The following is a 20,158-nucleotide window of genomic DNA, read 5'->3' as shown; positions in this document are numbered from 1 at the left end:
CTGCAATCAGCTTTTCCCTCACACCCACCGCCTGTTCAAAATTTTGCATTGCGAATACTGAAAAACCGTTCAGAAAACCGCTCCCGTAAAATACACCTATCCAAACGATTTCTTACTGAGAAAACCTGAAAATACAATATTCATCACACTGACATTGTACGCCTGAGCAACGATCTTATATCGGTAAGCGACCGGGTATTCAAAACATCTTTTTTCTCCAGCCAGCCACGACGCGCCTGTCCAACGCCATACCGCAAATTATGAAAGTCAAATACGCTGTGTGCATCCGAATTTATACTCACCAGCACTCCCTCTTCCTTGGCCATCTGACAATGGATATCCAGCAAATCAAGACGTTCCGGATGAGCATTCAACTCGAGAAAGCAGCCTCGCTTCCCGGCATGGCGAATAATACTCAGCATATCTACATCATACGGAGCCCGGCGCTCGATGAGACGACCACATGGATGAGCAAGCAGGGTAAAATTAGGGTGATCCATGGCGCATAAAATGCGTTTAGTCTGTTTCGCACGCGGCAAGTCAAAACCACTATGCACCGCACCTATCACAATATCAAGACGTGCCAGCACGGAATCAGGCAAATCCAGCCCACCATCCTCAAGAATATCCACCTCAATCCCTTTAAGCAGAGTAATGCCGCATAGCTGCTCATTCAGCCGGTCAATCTCATCACACTGTCTCGCAAGCTGCAATGAATCCAGGCCGTGCGCTACTGCAAGACGACGCGAATGTTCAGTAATGGCCAGATACTCCAGGCCAATCTCCTTGGCTGCCAAGGCCATATCATGCAGACTATCATGCCCATCGGAAGCAGTCGTATGGGCATGCAAATCGCCGCGCAAATCCGAAAGCTCGACCAGATGGGGCAAACGCCCAGCACGGGCAGCTTCAATTTCACCACGATCCTCGCGCAATTCGGGTGGAATATATGCCAGACCAACGGCCTGATAAACCGATTCCTCACTGTCTCCGGCGACACGCCTGAATCCATGATATACCCCATATTCATTTACTTTCAGGCCACGCTGCTGCGCTATTCGGCGAATGGCAATGCCATGTTCTCTGGAGCCGGTAAAATAATGTAATGCTGCACCATAACAATGCTGTCCGACCACGCGCAGGTCAACCTGCAAGCCACACTTAAGAAGAACGCTGGCCCGCGTATCACCAACAGAATACACTGTGGCTATTTCGTCATAACCTGTAAAACTTTGCATTACCCGGCTGCCGGATGAAGCAATGACCAGAATATCCAGATCCCCAACCGTTTCGCGCATGCGTCGGAAGCTGCCTGCTACTGCAACCTGCTGCACCCCGGGAATCGACCTCAGAAAGACGCATATTGATTCCGCGTACTGGGCAGCTACTGCCAGCTTGATGCGCCGCGACTGATTTGCATGGGCCTCCACGGCCCGCAGTATATTGAGTTCGGTTTTTTCGCCAAAACCTGGAATCGAACGAATACGTCCATCTTTGGCGGCACGACGTAACTGTTCTATGGTTTGCACATCCAGATCATGGTACAAAACCCTGACACGCTTTGGTCCCAGCCCCGGTATTTTTAATAATTCACTGATGTGCGGTGGCAACTCCCTATGCAATCGTTCGAGGATACTGCAACGGCCGGTAGAAATAATTTCGTTGATCTTTCCTGCCAGGTCCACACCAATACCAGGCAATCGGGTCAAATCCTCTCCTTGCTCCACCAGCAAGCGTACCTCATGGGGCAAATCGCCCAAAATACGGGCACCATTGCGATACGCACGGATACGGAAAGGGTTTGCCCCCTGGATTTCCAGAAGATCGGCTATCTCTTCGAATATGGCAGCAAGGTCGGCATTATGTACTGGCATGGCATTCCTCCCCAGAATTTTAAATCCTTCCTGAATTCAGAAAAAAACAACCCCATGAAATAAAGTGAGCCTGTTTTATACAGATTGCAACACCTGCAATGGCGGCGTATAAGCCACATGTCTCGTAGCCAGCCACCCGGCCAGCGTTGCAGTGACAATTCCGCCGCCCACCCCGGCCAACCATATCAAAGCATGAGAATGATAAGGAATATCCAGAACATTGACCGCCAGCACCCAGCCTAGCAAGACACTGCCAGCTGCGGCAAAAAACCCGCTCAAGCCACCCAGAACCGCAAACTCGATCAGATACAAGCGTAGCAAATAGCGTCGACTGGCTCCCAGTGTGCGCAAAATAGCCGCCTGATAAACACGCTCATCCTGCGTTGCAAGAATCGCAGAATAAAGAACAACCAAACCGCTCAAAAGCGTAAACAGAAATACCGCAGTCATCGTTCGGGCGATCTGGTCTATCACCTGACGCACTTGCTCAATCACCGTATCCATATCAATCAGCAGCAGGTTGGGAAAATTCTTAATCAGCGCATCTCCCGCGTCCTTCTTGTCAGGCGGCAAATAGAAACTGCTTATGTAGCTGGCTGAAAAATCTCCCAATACATCTCGCGACGTAATCACAAAAAAATTTACCTGCATGGAATCCCACTGAACCTTGCGTAAATTAGTCACTGTTGCCTGCAAGGAAACACCCTCAACATCATAGGTAAGAACATCACCGATGCGGATACCTAGCGTTTTAGCCATTCCTTCTTCCAGCGAAAGTACTGAGGAGTCTCCCCGTTCCCACCATTCCCCTCGTATTAGCGTATTATGAACCGGCATATGATCTGACCAGGACAAATTGAACTCGCGTTCCACCAGGGCACGAGCACGAGGCTCGGCGTAATTGGCTCCACTCACAGGATGATGATTGATCGATATCAAACGCCCCCGGATTACGGGGAATAATCGCGGTTCGGATAACTGCCACATTGCAAAAAAATCCTTAACCGCAATACGCTGGTCTGGCTGGATCTGGGTAACAAAACGGTTCGGGGTGTCCGGCTTCATGCGGCCGCGCCAGCTTTCCAGCAAATCGGAACGCACAAAGGTAAGCAGCAGCAACGCCATACCGCCCAGGCTTAAGGCCACGATTTGCAGGGCATTGATGCGGGCATATCTGGCCAAATTCAAGAAAACATGATTCCAGCGCAAATGCACTCGTGCCATGGCATGCAGAAAAAACCAGGCCAGCAGGCCGAAAAACAGCATGCCAGCAACCAAACCCGCAAACACAGTCAGGCCAAGTTTGACTGAACCAGCCTGCCACAAAAACAATGCACCCAGAACAGCAGTGCCCGTCAAATACACCATACCGGTGCGGGCCGGAGGCATACCCAGTTCACGACGAATCACACGTAATGGTGATACATTTTTCAGTTGCCACAAAGGCAGAAAGGCAAACCCCAGCAAAAGCACCATTCCACTGGCCGCTGCCTGCCACAATGGAAGCAACCCCGGCTGGGGCAGAGCCGCATCACGCATGCTCTCAATTGAATTCACCAGCATGAATTGGGCAACGTAACCAAGCAGTCCGCCTAACAATACGGCAACCATACCCAACAGCAGCAACTGGTTGATAAAAAGACGCAGTACCTGCGCCTGGGTTGCCCCCAGGCAACGCATCATGGCGCAAATATCAAGATGGCGCCTGACGAAAAGGCTCGCAGCGAGTGCCATGGCAACCCCAGCCAGGACTACGGAAGTAAGTGCAGCCAATCCTAGAAAATGTTCGGCGCGCTCCAGTGCAGCTCTGGTTTCTGGGCGCGCGTCACGCACATCCTCAATTTTTTCACCCGTATTTAGCCGGCCTTGCAGCCAGTCGCGAAAACCTGAAACTTGAGCCGGATCACCCGCAAGCAGAATCTTGTAGCTGGCTCTGCTGCCCGGCAGGATCAGGCCAGTGGCCTGCAAATCTGCTGCATTGATCAGCGCGCGCGGTGCAAAACTGGCAAAACCAACAGACTGATCCACATCGCGCACTACCCGTGCCGCTATCTGCATTTGCAGTTCTCCGACACCAATCTTATCCCCGACATGCAATTCCATGCGCTGCAACAACCGGCTGTCTGCCCAAGCCGTACCACGTATTGGAATACCCTGTGCAGGATGCTGCGTGACACCTTCAACAATTTCAATATTACCGCGCAGCGGATAGCCTTCTTCCACTGCCTGGATTTCCACCAGAACATTTTTATGACCATAAACCACCATGCTCGGAAAACTGGTGGTCTCAACCACACGCAACCCCCGTTGCAACGCTTCGACACGGTACGCTAATGAAAATGGACGTGAAGAAACCAGGCGCAGATCAGCGCCCAGCAGGCTGGTGGCCTCCTGTTGCAGCGCTAAACTGACACGGTCAGCAAATAATCCTACAGTCGCAATGCTTCCTACCGCCAGCACCAGAGCGATCAGCAGCACGCGCCATTCCCTGGTACGCCAGTCCCTCCGCAGCATACGCCATGAAAGGAGCCAAATATTCACGACACAAGCCGTCCATTCGAAAGATGCAATTGGCGCCCGCATTTTTGCGCGAGAGATTTGTCATGCGTCACCAGAATAAGGGTTGTGCCCTGCGCACTATTCAATTCCTGCATGAGATCAATCACCTGGCCACCGGTAACAGCATCCAGGTTACCCGTGGGTTCATCTGCGAACAAAATTTTTGGCCGTACGACAAATGCGCGCGCTATAGCCACGCGCTGTTGCTCACCTCCCGATAAATGCCTGGGTAAATGGCCAAGACGCGCCTCCAGGCCTACGCGCTGCAAGGCGGCGGTTGCCCGCTCGCGCGCATCTGCCAAACCATGGAGCTCCAGCGGTAACATGACGTTTTCCAACGCGGTCAGCGCTGGCAATAACTGAAAAGACTGAAAGACAAAACCTGCAAGTCGTCCACGTATGCGGGCACGGCCATCCTCATCAAAAGAAAAAATATCCACCCCGTCAAGGTACACGGTACCATTGCTGGGAACATCCAGTCCGGCCAACAGCCCAAGCAGTGTGGATTTTCCCGAGCCGGAAGCACCTAGAATAGCCAGACTATCCCCTGTTTCGACAGAAAAACTGATATTGTTGAGAATGACGAGGGGCTGACCCCCGCTTTCTACTTGCTTACCCAGATCAATCGCCTGCAAAATGAATGCCATGAAATACTCCGCTTTCCTACAAACCGTTTTATTTGTTGTTTTCTGTCTGCTGTACGGTGTGAGTAACGCACAGCAGCAAACCATACTGGTATTTGGCGATAGCCTGTCTGCGGCATACCGAATGCCTCGGACCTCAGGCTGGGTCCATCTGTTGCAGCAGGAACTACAGCGCACTTATCCCCAGTACAAGGTGGTAAACGCCAGTATAAGCGGCGAAACTGCCAGCGGAGGAAGTCGGCGCATCGCTTATGCCCTGCGCCAGCACTCCCCAAGCATTGTCATTGTTGAACTCGGCGCTAACGATGGCCTGCGAGGCGCACCCATTGCCGATATCGAAGCCAACCTAAGCTCTATTATCCGGCAATCAGAGAAAAGCAACCGAAAAGTACTGCTGGTTGGAATTCAGATCCCACCAAACTATGGAAAACAATACACCAGTCAGTTCAAGGCAATCTACCCCAGGCTGGCGCAACGCCACCGCATAGAACTTGTGCCGTTCATGCTGGACAATATACAACCGGAACAATTTCAGGCCGACAATTTGCACCCCACCGCTTCGGCACAAAAGCAGATCATGCAAACCATCCTGGCCAGGCTAAAACTGCTTCTTTAAGGCTAATTTTCGTTTCTGCCAGTTGAATTTATCTAAACTTGATTTCAGTCTGTGCAATCAATTCCTGCAACCCGCTTGCCATCCCTGCACCAAAACGCTTTGCAAGACGCTCAGTAAGACCTTCATGGGTTGTAAAGTCAACAATATCCTCGGCCTTGATCACATCACGTGCCACACTTTCCAGGCTGCCCATTTCATCTGCCAGGCCAAGCTCGATGCTTTTTTTCCCGGTCCAAATCAAACCGCTGAACAAATCCGGGGATGAAGCCAGGCGCTGACCTCGACCCTGCTTTACAACCTCAATAAATTGCTGGTGGATATCCGCAAGCATTTTTTTAGCATGCTCCTTCTGCCCTTCATTGACAGGAGAAAACGGGTCCATGAATCCTTTATTCTTGCCTGCCGTCAGCAGACGCCGATCAACCCCCAGCTTTTCCATCGCACCCGTAAAACCAAAACCATCCATCAGCACGCCAATGGATCCCACCAGACTGGCTTTGTTGACAAAAATCTTGTCTGCAGCAGCAGCCACGTAATAGCATCCAGAAGCACATATATCCTCAACAACCACATATAATGGGATATCCGGGTATTTAGCGCGCAGGCGCAAGATTTCATCATTGATATAACCAGACTGCACCGGACTACCTCCGGGGCTATCCACCCGCAGAATCACGCCCTGGGTATGCTTATCCTTAAAGGCATCCTGCAAACTGGATATGACGCTGTCCGCGTTCGCTGCAGTTTCTGCTGCAATCACGCCATGCATATCCACCAGTGCCGTATGCTTTCCGCTTCGCGTCAAACCTGCATTTCCAATCCAGCCGGCAAGAAAGAACAGAAATATGCCCAAGTACCCAAACATCAGAATTTTGAAAAAAATACTCCAATGACGTGCGCGACGTTGCTCCTGCAAAGCGGACATCGCGAGTTTCTCCAGCACACCGCGTTCCCAGTTATTTTCTTGCTCTAACATTATTGTCCCTCAACATTTAGGCTGTGCCCTGAATACATAAAACCAACCACACACACCCATAAACTATACGTTTATGCAACATATACAGTAACGTCCGGCACGGCCCTGATCATGCATGCTCCTTGAACCACGACCGCAAACCCGTAAAATCATCCAGCAATGCCAAGGGCTGCATGGCAAGCAATTGCTCTGCCGGATGCGCTCCATGCGTCACTCCAATTGCGTTCACTCCTGCATTACGAGCCATCTGCAGGTCATGAGTAGTATCCCCCACCATCAGTACACGTCTTGCCTCGATTCCAATTTCATCCATTATTTCCAGCAGCATTGCCGGGTTCGGCTTGGAAAATGTCTGATCCGCAGTCCGGGTCGTATGAAAAAATGGCTTCATTCCGCTGGTCTTCATGGCACGCTCCAGACCGATCCGGCTTTTCCCCGTTGCAACAGCCAGCCAGTGACCGGCAGCATGCAATTCTGTAATGGTCTGGACCGCCCCTTCATACAACGACAGGGTGCCATCCTGCAAAAGATAATGATGACGGTAACGTTCTACCAGATCGCCGCGCTTACTCTCAGGCACGCCCGGAACGGCCTGGCGCAAAGCTTCATGCAACCCGAGCCCGATCACATGCTTGCAGACCATATCACTGGGCTCATCCAAACCCAAATCCCTGCACGCTGCCTGAATAGAACCAGCAATCACCCCGGTCGAGTCCATCACGGTGCCATCCCAATCAAACACAATCAAATCATAACGTTTTGCCATGTAATTCAATCAAAAATTCAATGATATATTCTAGCATTTTTGTCAGGAATACGCTTCCATGCACGCCCCATCCGGATACGATCCAGCTTTATGAGAAAAAAAAGCCCATCGGGAGCAAACATGACATGTTTTCACGGCTGCGTATGCTCTCTGGAAAAATTCGCATCTGTCAGCCAAGGCTGAAGTAGAAAATACCCCCCGGAAATGATTGTTGAAGTGATAGATCAACCCTGATGCTGCAACAAAACCAGATTCACTTGCACCGACTGGCATCCACCGGTGACAAATCATTTCTGTCCAGCCTGTCCAGAAAGCGCTGCAACTCAACGGGCAGGGGTGCCCGCAGCCGCAAAATTTCCTGGGTTAGCGGATGGGCAAAAGTAATACTGCAGGCATGCAAAAACATGCGCTTCAAGCCCTGTTTGGCAAGCAGCTTGTTCCCGCTGAAATTGCCGTACTTGTCATCACCCGCAATAGGAAAACCCAAATGAGACAAATGCACACGAATCTGGTGCGTGCGCCCGGTTTTCAACTCTGCCTCAAGCAGGCTATAACCCGGCCAGTTTCTCTGCAAGGTAAAAATGGTATGTGCAGCTTGACCATCGTCCCGCACCATCACTCTCTTCTCGCCATCCCGGGAAATAAATTTATGCAGAGGCAATTTCACGTGCTGCCTGGAATTCTGCCAGTTTCCCGCCACCAGACACAGGTAACGCTTGTCGTTTTTCCCTTCCCGGAACTGCTCGTGCAGTTGAACCAGGGCAGAGCGTTTCTTTGCCAGGAGAAGAACGCCCGTCGTTTCACGATCCAGGCGATGAACCAGTTCCAGGAACCGGGTTTGTGGCCGGGCGCTACGTAATTGCTCAATCACCCCGAAGCTGACTCCACTTCCGCCATGAACCGCAACCCCGGCTGGTTTAGCGATCACCAGCAGCGCTTCATCTTCATACAGAACAGGAAATTCAAGCGCCGGGACATAATCGCGGGCTCGCTCCTCTGCCACCCTGACTGGCGGGATACGAACCTGATCGCCAGCCTGCAGGCGATAATTCTGGTCAACACGTTTCTTATTGACGCGCACCTCCCCGCTGCGCAAAATGCGATAAAGATGACTTTTGGGCACACCCTTGAGAAATTTGCATAGAAAATTATCTATGCGCTGACCACAACTACCTTCGTCAATATTTGTCCAAAATACAGATTCTTTGCGTAAATGTTCCAATATGCTTATACTCTACAATAACGTGTTCGGGTATTCCTAATGTAACGCGTACTGGCTAACGGAAAAATGGGATGTAAATTCCCCATAAGTGACGAGCAGGCAACCATGCCGCCGCCCCGTAAACGCTATCCGGTTAATGTCACTCACCGGGATAAGCAGTGATAGTAATTGATTTACGCGCTCAAAGCACCTGTTGATTTTCTCCGTGTCGCCCCGAAAACCAACGCATCGGCGGCACCTGCAATTAGTAACAAGCTAATAACAGAGAATAATATCTTGAACAAACATCGACATCGCCATATCAGCAAAAATTGCATGGCCCTTATTCGCCTCCTCGCAAGCGGTTAACTATGTCTGGATTTGTTCTGCCCGTGTCAGAGCGCGGGAGAAAATATAATGAAACGCATGTTATTCAATGCGACACAAGCGGAAGAACTTCGTGTCGCCATTGTTGACGGTCAGAAATTAATTGACCTAGACATTGAATCCGCAGGAAAAGAGCAACGCAAAAGTAACATTTACAAGGCAGTCATCACCCGTATCGAACCCAGCCTGGAAGCAGCCTTTGTCGAATATGGCGGTACCCGCCACGGCTTCCTGCCATTCAAGGAGGTTTCACCCGACAATTACCTGAATTACGACGGCAGCGGCCGCCCCAGTATCCGGGAAGCATTGCGCGAAGGCCAGGAACTGCTCGTCCAGGTAGAAAAAGATGAGCGTGGCAACAAAGGAGCCGCGCTCACCACCTACATCAGCCTGGCCGGCCGTTACATTGTGTTGATGCCAAACAATCCAAGCGGGGGTGGCGTTTCGCGCCGCGTCGAAGGCGAAGAACGCAACGAACTGCGCGACATCCTTTCACAGCTTGAAATTCCTCCCGGGGCCAGCATCATTGCCAGAACAGCCGGAATCGGCCGGAATCTGGAAGAACTGCAATGGGATCTGAACTACCTCCGACAATTATGGGAAGCCATTGAAAGCGCGGCAAAAACTGAAAAAGCACCCTCGCTGATCTATCTCGAAAGCAGCTTGGTAGTGCGCGCAATCCGCGACTATTTCCACCCGGAAATCGGGGAAATCCTCATTGATACCGACGACATCTACCAGCAGGCGCGTGCCTTCATGAGCACGGTCATGCCCAACAATGTCAATGTAATTAAAAGATACCAGGATGACGTTCCCCTGTTCTCGCGCTTCCAGGTAGAGCACCAGATTGAATCCGCGCATGCCCGCCAGGTAAACCTTCCCTCCGGCGGCGCCATAATCATTGACCACACCGAAGCACTAACTGCTATTGACATCAATTCCGCCCGTGCCACACGCGGCACGGATATAGAATCAACTGCCCTCAATACCAATCTGGAAGCTGCGGAAGAAATTGCACGGCAAATGCGCCTGCGCGATTTGGGCGGCCTGATCGTGATTGACTTTATCGACATGGAAAGCTCCCGTAACCAGCGCGAAGTTGAGAATCGCCTGCGCGATGCCCTGCACTATGACCGGGCGCGCGTGCAGACCGGAAAAATCTCGCGATTCGGTCTGCTAGAACTTTCACGGCAGCGACTGCAGCCCAGTCTCGAGGAAAGCAACCACACCACCTGTCCCCGCTGCAACGGTATCGGCCATATCCGGGGTACCGAATCCTCTGCCTTGCATATTTTGCGCATCGTCCGCGAAGAAGCAATGAAAGAACACAGTGCCGCCATTCATGTACAGGTGCCATTAGATGTGGCCACCTTCCTGCTGAATGAAAAACGATCCGAGATTCACCAGATCGAATCCAGGCTGAAAGTAACCATTATGCTGATCCCCAACGCGCATATGGAAACTCCGCACTACACGGTAACACGCTTGCGGCAGGACGACATGACCATTGAGAACCAGCAGGCCAGCTACAAACTGGTAGCAGTTCCGGAATCCAACCAGGTTACCTCCAAAGCCAGCCAGGAAACCAAGCCTCCGCGTCCAAAGGCCGTCGTTCAAAGCATCACCCCGCCTCAGCCCGCCCCGGTCAGATCCGGCAGGGAAACAGTTGAGCCTTCTATTTTTACCAGGCTGTTAAACTGGCTCAAAACGCTGGGAGCAGAACCAGCACCCGAAAAACCAGCCGCCAAACCGCGCCCCGCTCAGCAACCACGACGTGAACGCGAGAATCAGGGAGGAAATCGCCAGGAAACCAACCGGACTGAAGGCAACCGCCAGCGTAACCCGCGTCGCGACCGCGAGGAATCTCAACCGCGTACGGAAAAACCGGTACAGGCTGCTCCTGCCAAGACCCAGGAACCACGTGCAGAACGTCCTCCCCGCCAGCCACGCCCGCCGGTAGAAACGGCAGTCATTGAAAGCATTGCGAAGGTTGCACCCATTCCGACTGCACCCACAGGAGAAAGTGGCCAAGGTACCGGACGCAAGCGCGGCCGGCGTGGAGGGCAGCGCGAACGCGAACGCCGCGAACAGCAACAGGCAGTCGGTCATTTATCCAGTGAACAGCAGGCTGCACAGCCTGAAGCTGTACAACAGATAGAAATCAAGCCAGTGGAAACCGCACAGCCGCTCGAACCGGCCACATCGCAAGGCACGCAGAATATACAACCCGTCCAGCCTTCGCTGAAACAGGTTGTTCACTCACAGAGCGAGGCCAGCACTGCAAGCAGTCCGGCGGAACCGGCAATCACGCCAGTCCAGGTATCTCCTGAAATCAGTCCGGCCAAGCCTGCTGAGGATATTCAGCATGCACCTGCAACGCTCCAAGTCGAAGCAGCATCTGTACCGGAAAAAATCGGATCCATTAATTCCGTTGAACGGGATTCAGTGCCGGCACAGGGTCTTGCCACTACCAGGGATGAAACTGGTTTAGTGCAGATCGAAACCGATGCAGCCAAGCGTGCAAAGACCATCGCCATTCAGGATGCCCCCCCACCGCCGGTGTCCCGCCGCCGCTCGCGGCCCCGTGAAGTTTACAGCATGGAAAACAGCGAACCGCTGATCCAGATTGAAACTCAGCATCCGGCGAACTGATCTGTAACTGTCTGCTTATACAGTTATCCGGATAAAAAGCCGCACAGCATGCTGTGCGGCTTTTTATTCCAGCTACCAAGCCACATCACCAGAAACCGCTAGCCAGAGGCCTGCCGGATATACCGTAACAACCCCTCTGCCGCGTCCTCCACCATATCCAGCACGCGCTCAAAACCCTCTTCTCCGCCGTAATACGGATCCGGTACTTCACGCTCGCCATGCCGGCTTGCATATTTCAGAAACAGTTCTAAACGTCCCTGTTCCTTTTGCGGGCACAATCGTTGCAAATTTTCCATGTTGGCATGATCCATGGCCAGCACATAATCAAAACGGGAAAAGTCGGAAATTTCAACCTGCCTGCCACGCAGCCCGCTCATATCGTACCCGCGCTTCATGGCCGCACGCTGAGTGCGTGTATCCGGCGGTTTTCCGATATGGAAATCATGCGTTCCCGCAGAATCAATCTCAATATGCTGCCCCAGTCCGGCCTCTTCAACGCGCACCCTGAACACCGCTTCTGCAGTAGGCGATCTGCAGATATTCCCAAGACAACAAAACAATACTCTGGTTTTCTTCAATTGCAGCACCTCAAACAACGAACAAAAGCTCATTGTAAGGTATCACGCAAATTTTTTGCCTTATAGCGGAGACAGAAACGCTCCTTCCCGCAACTTCTTCAGCTGATCACGCAATTCGCTGGCACGTTCAAATTCAAGATTTTTGGCTGCCTGCAACATTTCCTTCTCCAGGCGCTTGATTTCCCGGGCCAGTTCACGTTCACTCATCGCCAGATATTTTTGCCGCTCCTGTTCCGCTTTCAGTTGCGTGCGGGCGGCATCAGGCTCATAGCTACCCTCGATAATATCCTTGATGCGTTTCTGCACGCCCTGCGGGGTAATGCCGTGCTGCTCGTTATGCAATAACTGTTTATGCCGCCTTCGCTCCGTTTCATCAATCGCCCGGCGCATAGACCTGGTCATGCTATCGGCATACAGTATTGCGCATCCATTGATATGGCGTGCAGCGCGACCTATGGTCTGAATGAGGGCCCGTTCAGAACGCAGAAAACCTTCCTTGTCCGCATCCAGAATGGCAACCAGGGACACTTCGGGAATATCCAGTCCCTCGCGCAGCAGGTTAATCCCCACCAGCACGTCAAATACGCCAAGACGCAAATCACGGATGATTTCCACGCGCTCCACGGTCTCGATATCAGAATGCAGGTAGCGAACCTTGATGCCATGCTCGGTAAAATAATCGGTCAGATCTTCAGACATGCGCTTGGTAAGGGTGGTCACCAGCACCCGCTCTCCTCTGGCCGTGCGCAAGGTCACCTCGGACATCAAATCATCCACCTGATGCAAGGCCGGCCTGACTTCGATCCTTGGGTCGACCAGCCCCGTCGGACGCACCACCTGCTCTACCACTTGCCCGCTGTGCTCTGCCTCAAAATCAGCCGGCGTAGCAGAAACAAAGATGGTCTGGCGCATCACCCGCTCAAATTCATCAAAACGCAATGGCCGATTATCCAGCGCCGAAGGCAGCCTGAATCCGTAATTGACCAGGTTTTCCTTGCGCGCTCGATCCCCCTTGTACATCCCCCCGATCTGCGGAATAGTAACGTGGCTTTCATCAATAAACATCAGCGCATCCGGCGGCAGATAATCAATCAGTGTGGGGGGCGGCTCACCTGCCTTGCGCCCGGAAAGATGGCGCGAGTAATTTTCGATGCCCTTGCAAAATCCAATTTCATTCAGCATTTCCAGATCGTGACGGGTTCGCTGTTCAATGCGCTGCGCTTCCACCAGCTTATTTTCACGCTGAAAAAAGCAGATGCGCTCGGCCAGCTCCACCTTGATCGTCTCAATGGCCTGAAGCGTTGTGCTGCGTGGCGTAACGTAATGGCTGGATGGATACACGGTAAACCGCGGCACGCGGTTCAGAATATGCCCGGTCAGCGGGTCAAAAAGTGACAGGCTTTCCACTTCATCGTCAAACATCGTCAGGCGCAATGCATGCTCGCTGTTTTCAGCCGGGAAAATATCAATCACATCGCCTCGCACACGAAAATGGCCATGCGAAAACTCCACATCGTTGCGTTCATACTGCATTTCGGTAAGCCGCTTGATGGCTTGCTGCCTTTCCAGCTTCTCATGCTCGCGCAAATGCAACACCATGCCGTGGTAATCTACCGGATCACCGATACCATAGATAGCCGAGACAGTGGCTACAATAACCGCATCGGGCCTTTCTAACAGGGATTTGGTGGCCGATAGACGCATCTGCTCGATCTGCTCGTTGATACTGGAATCCTTCTCGATGAACATATCGCGCGCAGGTACATAAGCCTCAGGCTGATAATAATCATAATAGGAAACAAAATATTCAACGGCATTTTCCGGAAAAAAATCCCGCATCTCAGAATACAATTGGGCTGCCAGCGTTTTATTGGGTGCAATGATAATGGCCGGGCGCCCAAGCCGGGCAATCACATTCGCCATGGTGAATGTCTTTCCAGAACCGGTTACGCCAAGCAGTGTCTGGAATGACAGGCCTGCATTTATACCCTCCACCAGCTGCGCAATTGCGGCAGGCTGATCTCCCGCCGGATCAAACGGCTGGTGCAGCAAATATGGGCTATTGGGAAAATTCTTAATCACGGTATAATTTCAAACAGATAAAATATAATTAAATACATTTTAAAAACAGGACAGTTTACTCTGAATTGATAAGGATACCATCTTGGAACTTTCGAAACGCGTGCAGGCAATCAAACCCTCCCCCACTCTCGCCGTTACTGCACGGGCTGCCAAACTAAAGGCGGAAGGCAAGGACATTATCGGGCTGGGAGCTGGCGAACCAGATTTCGATACCCCGCAGCACATCAAAGATGCCGCCATCGCAGCCATCAACCAGGGGTTCACCAAATACACCGCGGTCGGCGGCACCCCCTCGCTGAAACAAGCCATCATCGCCAAATTCAAGCGCGACAACCACCTGGAATATACCCCCAGACAGATCCTGGTTTCCTGCGGTGGCAAGCAAAGCTTTTTCAACCTGGCGCTCGCCCTGATCAATCCTGGGGATGAGGTCATCATTCCGGCTCCCTACTGGGTATCCTATCCGGACATTGTTCTCATTGCCGAAGGCAAACCAGTCATCGTTCCGGCGGGAATCGCGCAAAATTTCAAGATGACCGCGGCGCAGCTGGCTGCCGCCATCACGCCCAAAACAAGACTGGTAGTCATCAATAGCCCCAGCAACCCTTCAGGCGCAGTATATAGCCTCGAAGAGCTACGGGCACTTGGGAAAGTACTGCGCCAGCATCCTCAGGTATTGATCGCAACGGACGACATGTATGAGCACATCGCGCTACAGGACGAGAAATTCGTAAACATCCTGAACGCCTGCCCCGACCTGTATCCGCGCACGATCGTTCTGAACGGCGTATCCAAATCCTATGCCATGACAGGCTGGCGCATAGGATATGCCGGAGGGCCGGAACACCTCATCACCGCGATGGAAAACGTGCAATCCCAAAGCACCTCCAACCCCACTTCCATTTCTCAGGTCGCCGCAGAAGCGGCATTGAATGGCAACCAGGACTGCATCACGCCCATGCTTCGTGCCTTCCGCGAAAGACACCTGTTCATCGTTGATGCGCTGAACAGTATTCCCGGCGTCCATTGCGTTTCAAGCGGAGGAGCCTTCTACGCATTCCCCGACGTCCGTGAGGCGATAGCCCGGTTACACCAGAAAAACATCATCAAAGAAGCCTCGGACGTTGCGTTATCCGAATATCTGCTGGAGCAAGCCGGGGTAGCCATCGTGCCTGGCTCTGCATTCGGCAGCGAAGGCTATATTCGCCTGTCTTTCGCCACCTCCATGGAAAACCTGCAAAATGCAATGGCTCGCATCTCCCGGGCATTGACTTGATTCTTTTTCTGCGCAAATTGCAAGAAAATACTTTTTATGCCCATACTTTATACTGGAAAAAAACCAAATTTTAATTACCCAAATTTAACAACAACCATGAGATTGCAGCATCTCACTATTGACTGAAAAGCCTACAACCATTACTATATCGGTCTCATCAATTCCCTGATAGCTCAGTCGGTAGAGCGACGGACTGTTAATCCGCAGGTCCCTGGTTCGAGTCCAGGTCGGGGAGCCAAGTATTTAAGCACTTGCGATAATTTCAATAGTGCTTTTTAATTTCAGGGTTACACTGGGGTTACTTTTGCATCAGTAAAAACTCTCAAGACTAGCTCTACCCAATTAACGGGGGATGAACATTCATCCGACCAGGTTAATTACACCGTTCCATCCGCACTGAGCCAAGACTTACATGCGGTAATTTTCAAAATTCCTGGTGCTGTGGCGACTTAATGCAAACAAATTAGGATGCTATGGGCTGCAATGAGCGCTCTAAAAGGAATTTAAATATACTACAAACTGAAATGGCGTATTTAATCATCTTGCATTAAGATATAACATATCTTGCATTAAGATATAACATCAAGATAAATCATGATGGAATTTGCCATGAGTGCCTCTATTCGCGAAAAATTCTCCTCCCAAGCTGCACCTGAGGTGCTGGCAGCTCTTCGTCAGCTTGCCGAAGCGCAAGGACGCCAGTTTCAAGCTGTACTTGATGAAGCCCTGCGTGACTACATTGACCGCCATCAAAAAGAACGTCCACGCCGGCATGTGATGACATCGTTCGCATCCAGCCTGGATGAATTTGACACTCTCTACCGTGAGCTTGCCAAATAAGCAGCGATGGGTGAACGAGATTTCCTAACCGTAGCAGATGTAATTGGAATACACACGATCCTAATCCAGCGTTACGGCGGTATCATGGGCGTACGCGACCCTGGCGCTCTCGAAGCCGCTCTATATAGACCGCAAACCGGTTACTATAAGGATATTGTGGCCGAAACTTCCGCGCTAATGGAAAGTCTGGGCGTCACCACCCTTTTATCGATGGCAACAAGCGTGTCGCTTTCGTAGCTGCCGATGTGTTCCTGAGAATCAATGGCTGGCATCTGCAGCGCCCACCAATGCAGATTCACACCGAGATAATTCAGATGTTCGAATCATGCACCTTCGACATCGCCCACCTGGAACCCTGGCTTCGCAGCTTTGCAAGAGAATCGACAGATAGTTAGGGAATGGTCGTCGGCAGCAAGTATTGAGTGGGATTGCCCGCAGACGGTAGCGCAACCACTCGTCTAGTTCTCTCCAGACGCGGGGCGTTTACGCCAACCTGAAGTACGCCTTCACAACTACAACCCCGCAATCTCCAAGTCACGCAGCAGCGCCGCCCCCCATCTCAATGCGATCCTCGGTATCGACACCGTTCGCTTGGGGAATGGCGCAGATACCGTTGGAAACCAAGTACTTGCTGGCCACCTTGTCAAAAGCCTGGCGTTGATCGGTCTGGGTGGACAAGTTGCTCAGACCCCAGCCGCCTTCAAGGCACCGGATCTGCAGCCCGCTGCGGCGCAGCTTCAAGTGACGTTCTTCGATTTGATCGCCAGGAAAGCAGCGCGGCCGGCCTTCATTGTCGATATGCTCTGGTGCAATGCCAGCTTCTTGTACCAGCGCCAACAGATATGCATCGTAGTGGTAACTGCGGCCGTCGCAAAAGTCGCTCTTGGGAATGCAAATAGCGTAACCCGCTCCATCAGCAATCACATAGTTCCCGGTAAATTCTAGCTGCGTGCTGCGCATGGCTGCATGCTTGGCCAAGTAGTAGCGCCAGTCTTTGGATGTGCTGGGGTTGTGGATAAATTGCTCGACCACGGTTTTCGCTGATTTGCCGCTGGCCATGTCGTCCAGCAGGGCCATCAGCGCACTGGAACTGGGGTGGGGATGCTCCGTTATAGCGGGCGCGCCAATAGTCTTCCCACAGGCCGGTTTGCCGTGATTTGGTGGCCCCCAGATAAGTAAAACGATAACCATTGCGGTGCTTGTAAATGCGCCCTTCATGCCCCTTGGCCAACAGCGCGGCGCTGATTTCTGGGGTGGGGCCGTTGTCAAACAAAGTAAAAAATTGTGCCGCACGCTGGGTGAAGGTGGCGGCGTCTTGCGTGGGCGCCAGTTCCTTGGGAAGCGCAGAAGCAATGTACCCCATTGTCACCATATTTGTGATGGCTACAGGAGTGCTATCGAATGGGAAACCCAGCTGAGTCGCATGGCTCGAAAGCTGACCTACTAGCTGGCCAATCCGCTCATGCAAAATATAGATTGCTTTTTCACGTCTATCCATTTCTTCTAAAGACAGGTCAGAATGAATATGTGCAGCGGCCTCCGTTGCTTTTGCGAGAACCATCGTGGACCACAACAACCAAGCTTCTAGCAGATAACTTTAAAACGTCTCCACTATGAACAAACAACAACTCGCCGCCAAAATCTGGGAATCCGCAAACCAGATGCGCTCCCAAATCGAGGCCAATGAATACAAGGACTACATCCTCGGCTTCATCTTCTACAAATACCTCTCCGACAAATTGGTGCGCTTCGCAAAAAGCCAAGACTTCAGCGACGAGGATAAATCAGATCACTGCCGGGGGTTGCGCAGACTCCACTACATGTCCAGCCTGCAGGTGCGAGACGCTCTATTAAGCACGGGACCAAGCCGCAATCTTTTATGAATCACCCTCGGCGGCTGGGAATCATAAACCTGCTGTGCGGATCTGGCCTGCCTGCCAACCATCTGCCTGATATGTCAGATCAGTGTCTGGTGTAATAAATAGTTCATTTTCAATGGGTACAATCCATAAATCATAATGATATGGTGCCGTAAAATGGAGAACGAATTTATTATGGTTTGGATCATGTTGGTAGCTGCCATTATCCTGGGGATCCTGTCCAAAACAGATGATGACTAGCCAGATTGGTTGAGACGAACCGTTTTTCTGTTCATCCCCTCGTTCACAATTCCCGCCATGATATGCTGGACCAGATTATAGAAAATGACCGGCACCATGACATTGGGGTAGGCGGATAAAGCCAGCGATGCCAGCACCAGCCCGGTTCCATTGTTATTCATGCCCAGTCCGAACATGAGCGAAACGCGCTCCGTTTGGTCTAGCCTGAATAGCCGGCTTAAACCATGACCGGCGGTGAACAGGGTAAGGCATAGCCCGGCGGAAACAGCCATTGCGATAACCAAGAAATCATAGTCCCGCTCCACCATGGCTTGCGGCAGAGATACGGCGGCATTGGAGTAGTTTAGACATAGCAAGACCATGCTGTTGACGAGCTTCAGGTAAGGCATGTATCCGCTAAGCCAGTTTTCGCTGGCGGTCCGGCGCAACGCGATGCCCAGCAGGGATGGCAGGACTACCCACAGCCCGAGGAAGGCGCCGGAGCCGTATGCCGCCAGCCCCTGCAAGACGCGCTCGAATTCCTCGGAAGCCATCTCGCTAAAAATATTGAATGAGGCTGGAGTGACAATGGGGCTGAAGACGGTAGAGAAAAAAACCAGGCCCAGGCTCAAAGCCAGGTTGCCGTTTGCATTCTGTGCCCATGCAGTGGAGGCTCCGGCAATGGGCATGGCGGCAACCAGCGCCATGCCGACGAGAACATACTGGGCTTCTACCGGATCGCTCCATAGTTGCATCAGCATCGTAACGCCAAAAATATAGCTAATCGGGATGGCTACGTTTGCCGCCAGGCCAGCCAGCAATACATGTTTCTTGCGCAGGATATTTTTTAACTGGGAGAACTGTAACCCCAGCCCTGCGTTGAACATCAGCATGGCAAGCATCACCATCAGCAGCGACAAGTTTGTTTTCTGCTGGTAGAGGGTAAGTTCGCCGAAGGAAACATTCCGGATCCACAGGCCAGGGGCGGGAAAGACCACGGCAATGACATATGCCGCGATCAAAAACCAGAGCAAATGACGGTGGAGTAACTTAGATAACGATTGTAATATCAATTTAGATAATCATTTCTGTTTTCAATGAAACGACTTTCAACTGAAACCCAAGAGTCCACGGCACCAAAACTAAAATTATAGCATCACTATAAAATCCTCCTGCATCCAATGTTAATCTGGATCTGGCCTGTAAGGCTGGAAACTACCGGACTATATTTAAATTCCCAGTACCCTGCCGTAAAATTTTCATTGACAGGTAGAGGCTTTCTTGGGGTGGATGGGAAGCATGGAAAATGAGCGGGAAAGGAGCCGCGCAGCCGGACAGGCCGAGCGGAAATCATCAAACAGTACGCGCAGTCGACCGGGCAGCAAAAAGCGAAGGGGCGGCGCTTTACCAGCCCCGTTTTGCTGCCCCTCGACGCAGGAGAGGGATGTTGACTTTGACTTGCGTGGCGGGATTTACCCGGACCGGGCGCAAGACATAAAGGAACTTATGCGAACCCGGAGGGCGGGAGCCTTCCCGGCGCTTGCGCTTTGCATAAGACGCCTTTATGTTAATTCCCGGCACACCTAGGGAAGCCCTTATATGGACGCC

Annotated in this window: 18 protein-coding genes and 1 tRNA gene; 8 read left to right on the top strand and 11 right to left on the bottom strand. The window is 51.9% G+C overall.

Annotated features, from left to right (window positions below):
• Positions 1-143 precede the first annotated feature (143 nt).
• The 3 genes from polX to KJA68_RS09040 all read right to left on the bottom strand — a co-directional run bounded on the left by polX (position 144) and on the right by KJA68_RS09040 (position 5,080).
• Complete coding sequence (gene polX / locus KJA68_RS09050) at positions 144-1,874, bottom strand: DNA polymerase/3'-5' exonuclease PolX (RefSeq protein WP_213036617.1); 1,731 nt, start codon at positions 1,872-1,874, stop codon at positions 144-146.
• A 75-nt stretch (positions 1,875-1,949) separates the two neighbouring features.
• Positions 1,950-4,415, bottom strand: a complete 2,466-nt coding sequence (locus KJA68_RS09045) for an ABC transporter permease (RefSeq protein ID WP_213036616.1) — start codon at positions 4,413-4,415, stop codon at positions 1,950-1,952.
• Entirely contained in the window at positions 4,412-5,080 is a 669-nt protein-coding gene (locus tag KJA68_RS09040; RefSeq protein ID WP_213036615.1) for an ABC transporter ATP-binding protein, read from the bottom strand. The genes KJA68_RS09045 and KJA68_RS09040 overlap by 4 nt, the downstream gene beginning before the upstream one ends.
• A gap of 58 nt (positions 5,081-5,138) precedes the next feature.
• Here KJA68_RS09040 and KJA68_RS09035 point away from each other — a divergent pair, with 58 nt between their 5' ends.
• Positions 5,139-5,693 (top strand): arylesterase, encoded by a 555-nt coding sequence (locus tag KJA68_RS09035; RefSeq protein WP_246487137.1) that lies wholly within the window; start codon positions 5,139-5,141, stop codon positions 5,691-5,693.
• Between the two features lie 28 nt (positions 5,694-5,721).
• On the opposite strand, the gene KJA68_RS09030 is transcribed toward KJA68_RS09035, so the two are convergent.
• From KJA68_RS09030 to KJA68_RS09020, 3 genes are all read right to left on the bottom strand, one after another.
• Positions 5,722-6,669, bottom strand: a complete 948-nt coding sequence (locus KJA68_RS09030) for a S49 family peptidase (protein ID WP_213036613.1) — start codon at positions 6,667-6,669, stop codon at positions 5,722-5,724.
• 109 nt (positions 6,670-6,778) lie between these two features.
• Positions 6,779-7,435, bottom strand: a complete 657-nt coding sequence (locus KJA68_RS09025) for an HAD-IA family hydrolase (protein WP_213036612.1) — start codon at positions 7,433-7,435, stop codon at positions 6,779-6,781.
• 253 nt (positions 7,436-7,688) lie between these two features.
• Positions 7,689-8,657 carry an RluA family pseudouridine synthase gene (locus KJA68_RS09020; RefSeq protein WP_213036611.1) on the bottom strand — a complete coding sequence of 323 codons (969 nt, stop codon included), beginning with the start codon at positions 8,655-8,657 and terminating at the stop codon, positions 7,689-7,691.
• A 396-nt stretch (positions 8,658-9,053) separates the two neighbouring features.
• Between KJA68_RS09020 and KJA68_RS09015 the strand changes: the two genes are divergently transcribed.
• Positions 9,054-11,675, top strand: coding sequence for an Rne/Rng family ribonuclease (locus KJA68_RS09015; RefSeq protein ID WP_213036610.1), 2,622 nt, complete (start codon positions 9,054-9,056; stop codon positions 11,673-11,675).
• Positions 11,676-11,773: 98 nt separating this feature from the next.
• On the opposite strand, the gene KJA68_RS09010 is transcribed toward KJA68_RS09015, so the two are convergent.
• Positions 11,774-12,286: a low molecular weight protein-tyrosine-phosphatase gene (locus KJA68_RS09010; RefSeq protein ID WP_213036609.1), complete on the bottom strand. Its 513-nt coding sequence runs from the start codon at positions 12,284-12,286 to the stop codon at positions 11,774-11,776.
• A 27-nt stretch (positions 12,287-12,313) separates the two neighbouring features.
• Positions 12,314-14,335, bottom strand: coding sequence for an excinuclease ABC subunit UvrB (uvrB, locus tag KJA68_RS09005; protein WP_213036608.1), 2,022 nt, complete (start codon positions 14,333-14,335; stop codon positions 12,314-12,316).
• 82 nt (positions 14,336-14,417) lie between these two features.
• On the opposite strand from uvrB, the gene KJA68_RS09000 reads away from it, so the two are divergent.
• The 4 genes from KJA68_RS09000 to KJA68_RS11140 all read left to right on the top strand — a co-directional run bounded on the left by KJA68_RS09000 (position 14,418) and on the right by KJA68_RS11140 (position 16,846).
• On the top strand, positions 14,418-15,611 hold the full coding sequence (locus KJA68_RS09000; protein WP_213036607.1) for a pyridoxal phosphate-dependent aminotransferase: 1,194 nt from the start codon (positions 14,418-14,420) through the stop codon (positions 15,609-15,611).
• Between the two features lie 162 nt (positions 15,612-15,773).
• A tRNA-Asn gene (locus KJA68_RS08995) sits at positions 15,774-15,849 on the top strand.
• Between the two features lie 371 nt (positions 15,850-16,220).
• A complete protein-coding gene (locus KJA68_RS08990; RefSeq protein WP_213036606.1) occupies positions 16,221-16,451 on the top strand; it encodes a hypothetical protein in 231 nt (76 codons plus the stop codon).
• A gap of 206 nt (positions 16,452-16,657) precedes the next feature.
• Positions 16,658-16,846 (top strand): hypothetical protein, encoded by a 189-nt coding sequence (locus KJA68_RS11140; protein ID WP_420887647.1) that lies wholly within the window; start codon positions 16,658-16,660, stop codon positions 16,844-16,846.
• A 139-nt stretch (positions 16,847-16,985) separates the two neighbouring features.
• Here KJA68_RS11140 and KJA68_RS08980 read toward each other — a convergent pair whose 3' ends face one another.
• Together KJA68_RS08980 and KJA68_RS08975 are read right to left on the bottom strand one after the other, a co-directional pair.
• A complete protein-coding gene (locus tag KJA68_RS08980; protein WP_213036605.1) occupies positions 16,986-17,411 on the bottom strand; it encodes a hypothetical protein in 426 nt (141 codons plus the stop codon).
• Complete coding sequence (locus KJA68_RS08975) at positions 17,365-18,012, bottom strand: hypothetical protein (RefSeq protein WP_213036604.1); 648 nt, start codon at positions 18,010-18,012, stop codon at positions 17,365-17,367. Before KJA68_RS08975 ends, KJA68_RS08980 begins: the two co-directional genes overlap by 47 nt.
• A 52-nt stretch (positions 18,013-18,064) precedes the next feature.
• Here KJA68_RS08975 and KJA68_RS08970 point away from each other — a divergent pair, with 52 nt between their 5' ends.
• The gene (locus tag KJA68_RS08970) at positions 18,065-18,334 is read left to right on the top strand and encodes a type I restriction-modification system subunit M N-terminal domain-containing protein (RefSeq protein WP_213036603.1); all 270 of its coding nucleotides are present in this window, start codon (positions 18,065-18,067) and stop codon (positions 18,332-18,334) included.
• Positions 18,335-18,567: 233 nt separating this feature from the next.
• Here KJA68_RS08970 and KJA68_RS08965 read toward each other — a convergent pair whose 3' ends face one another.
• The gene (locus KJA68_RS08965; RefSeq protein WP_246487136.1) at positions 18,568-19,572 is read right to left on the bottom strand and encodes a bile acid:sodium symporter family protein; all 1,005 of its coding nucleotides are present in this window, start codon (positions 19,570-19,572) and stop codon (positions 18,568-18,570) included.
• 284 nt (positions 19,573-19,856) lie between these two features.
• Here KJA68_RS08965 and KJA68_RS08960 point away from each other — a divergent pair, with 284 nt between their 5' ends.
• Positions 19,857-20,048: a hypothetical protein gene (locus KJA68_RS08960; RefSeq protein ID WP_213036601.1), complete on the top strand. Its 192-nt coding sequence runs from the start codon at positions 19,857-19,859 to the stop codon at positions 20,046-20,048.
• Positions 20,049-20,158 lie beyond the last annotated feature (110 nt).

Origin of the sequence: Candidatus Nitrotoga fabula (assembly GCF_905221025.1) — a bacterium.
Lineage (GTDB): Bacteria > Pseudomonadota > Gammaproteobacteria > Burkholderiales > Gallionellaceae > Nitrotoga > Nitrotoga fabula.
The sequence above is the reverse complement of the archived record's forward strand: the minus strand, read 5'-3'. Positions and strand labels throughout refer to the sequence as shown.

Coding starts and splice junctions, on each gene's coding strand:
- polX (WP_213036617.1), bottom strand. CDS start 1,874: ATGCCAGTACATAATGCCGACCTTGCTGCCATATTCGAAGAGATAGCC.
- KJA68_RS09040 (WP_213036615.1), bottom strand. CDS start 5,080: ATGGCATTCATTTTGCAGGCGATTGATCTGGGTAAGCAAGTAGAAAGC.
- KJA68_RS09030 (WP_213036613.1), bottom strand. CDS start 6,669: ATGTTAGAGCAAGAAAATAACTGGGAACGCGGTGTGCTGGAGAAACTC.
- KJA68_RS09025 (WP_213036612.1), bottom strand. CDS start 7,435: ATGGCAAAACGTTATGATTTGATTGTGTTTGATTGGGATGGCACCGTG.
- KJA68_RS09015 (WP_213036610.1), top strand. CDS start 9,054: ATGAAACGCATGTTATTCAATGCGACACAAGCGGAAGAACTTCGTGTC.
- KJA68_RS09010 (WP_213036609.1), bottom strand. CDS start 12,286: ATGAGCTTTTGTTCGTTGTTTGAGGTGCTGCAATTGAAGAAAACCAGA.
- KJA68_RS08990 (WP_213036606.1), top strand. CDS start 16,221: ATGAGTGCCTCTATTCGCGAAAAATTCTCCTCCCAAGCTGCACCTGAG.
- KJA68_RS08980 (WP_213036605.1), bottom strand. CDS start 17,411: ATGCGCAGCACGCAGCTAGAATTTACCGGGAACTATGTGATTGCTGAT.
- KJA68_RS08975 (WP_213036604.1), bottom strand. CDS start 18,012: ATGGTTCTCGCAAAAGCAACGGAGGCCGCTGCACATATTCATTCTGAC.
- KJA68_RS08970 (WP_213036603.1), top strand. CDS start 18,065: ATGAACAAACAACAACTCGCCGCCAAAATCTGGGAATCCGCAAACCAG.
- KJA68_RS08960 (WP_213036601.1), top strand. CDS start 19,857: ATGAGCGGGAAAGGAGCCGCGCAGCCGGACAGGCCGAGCGGAAATCAT.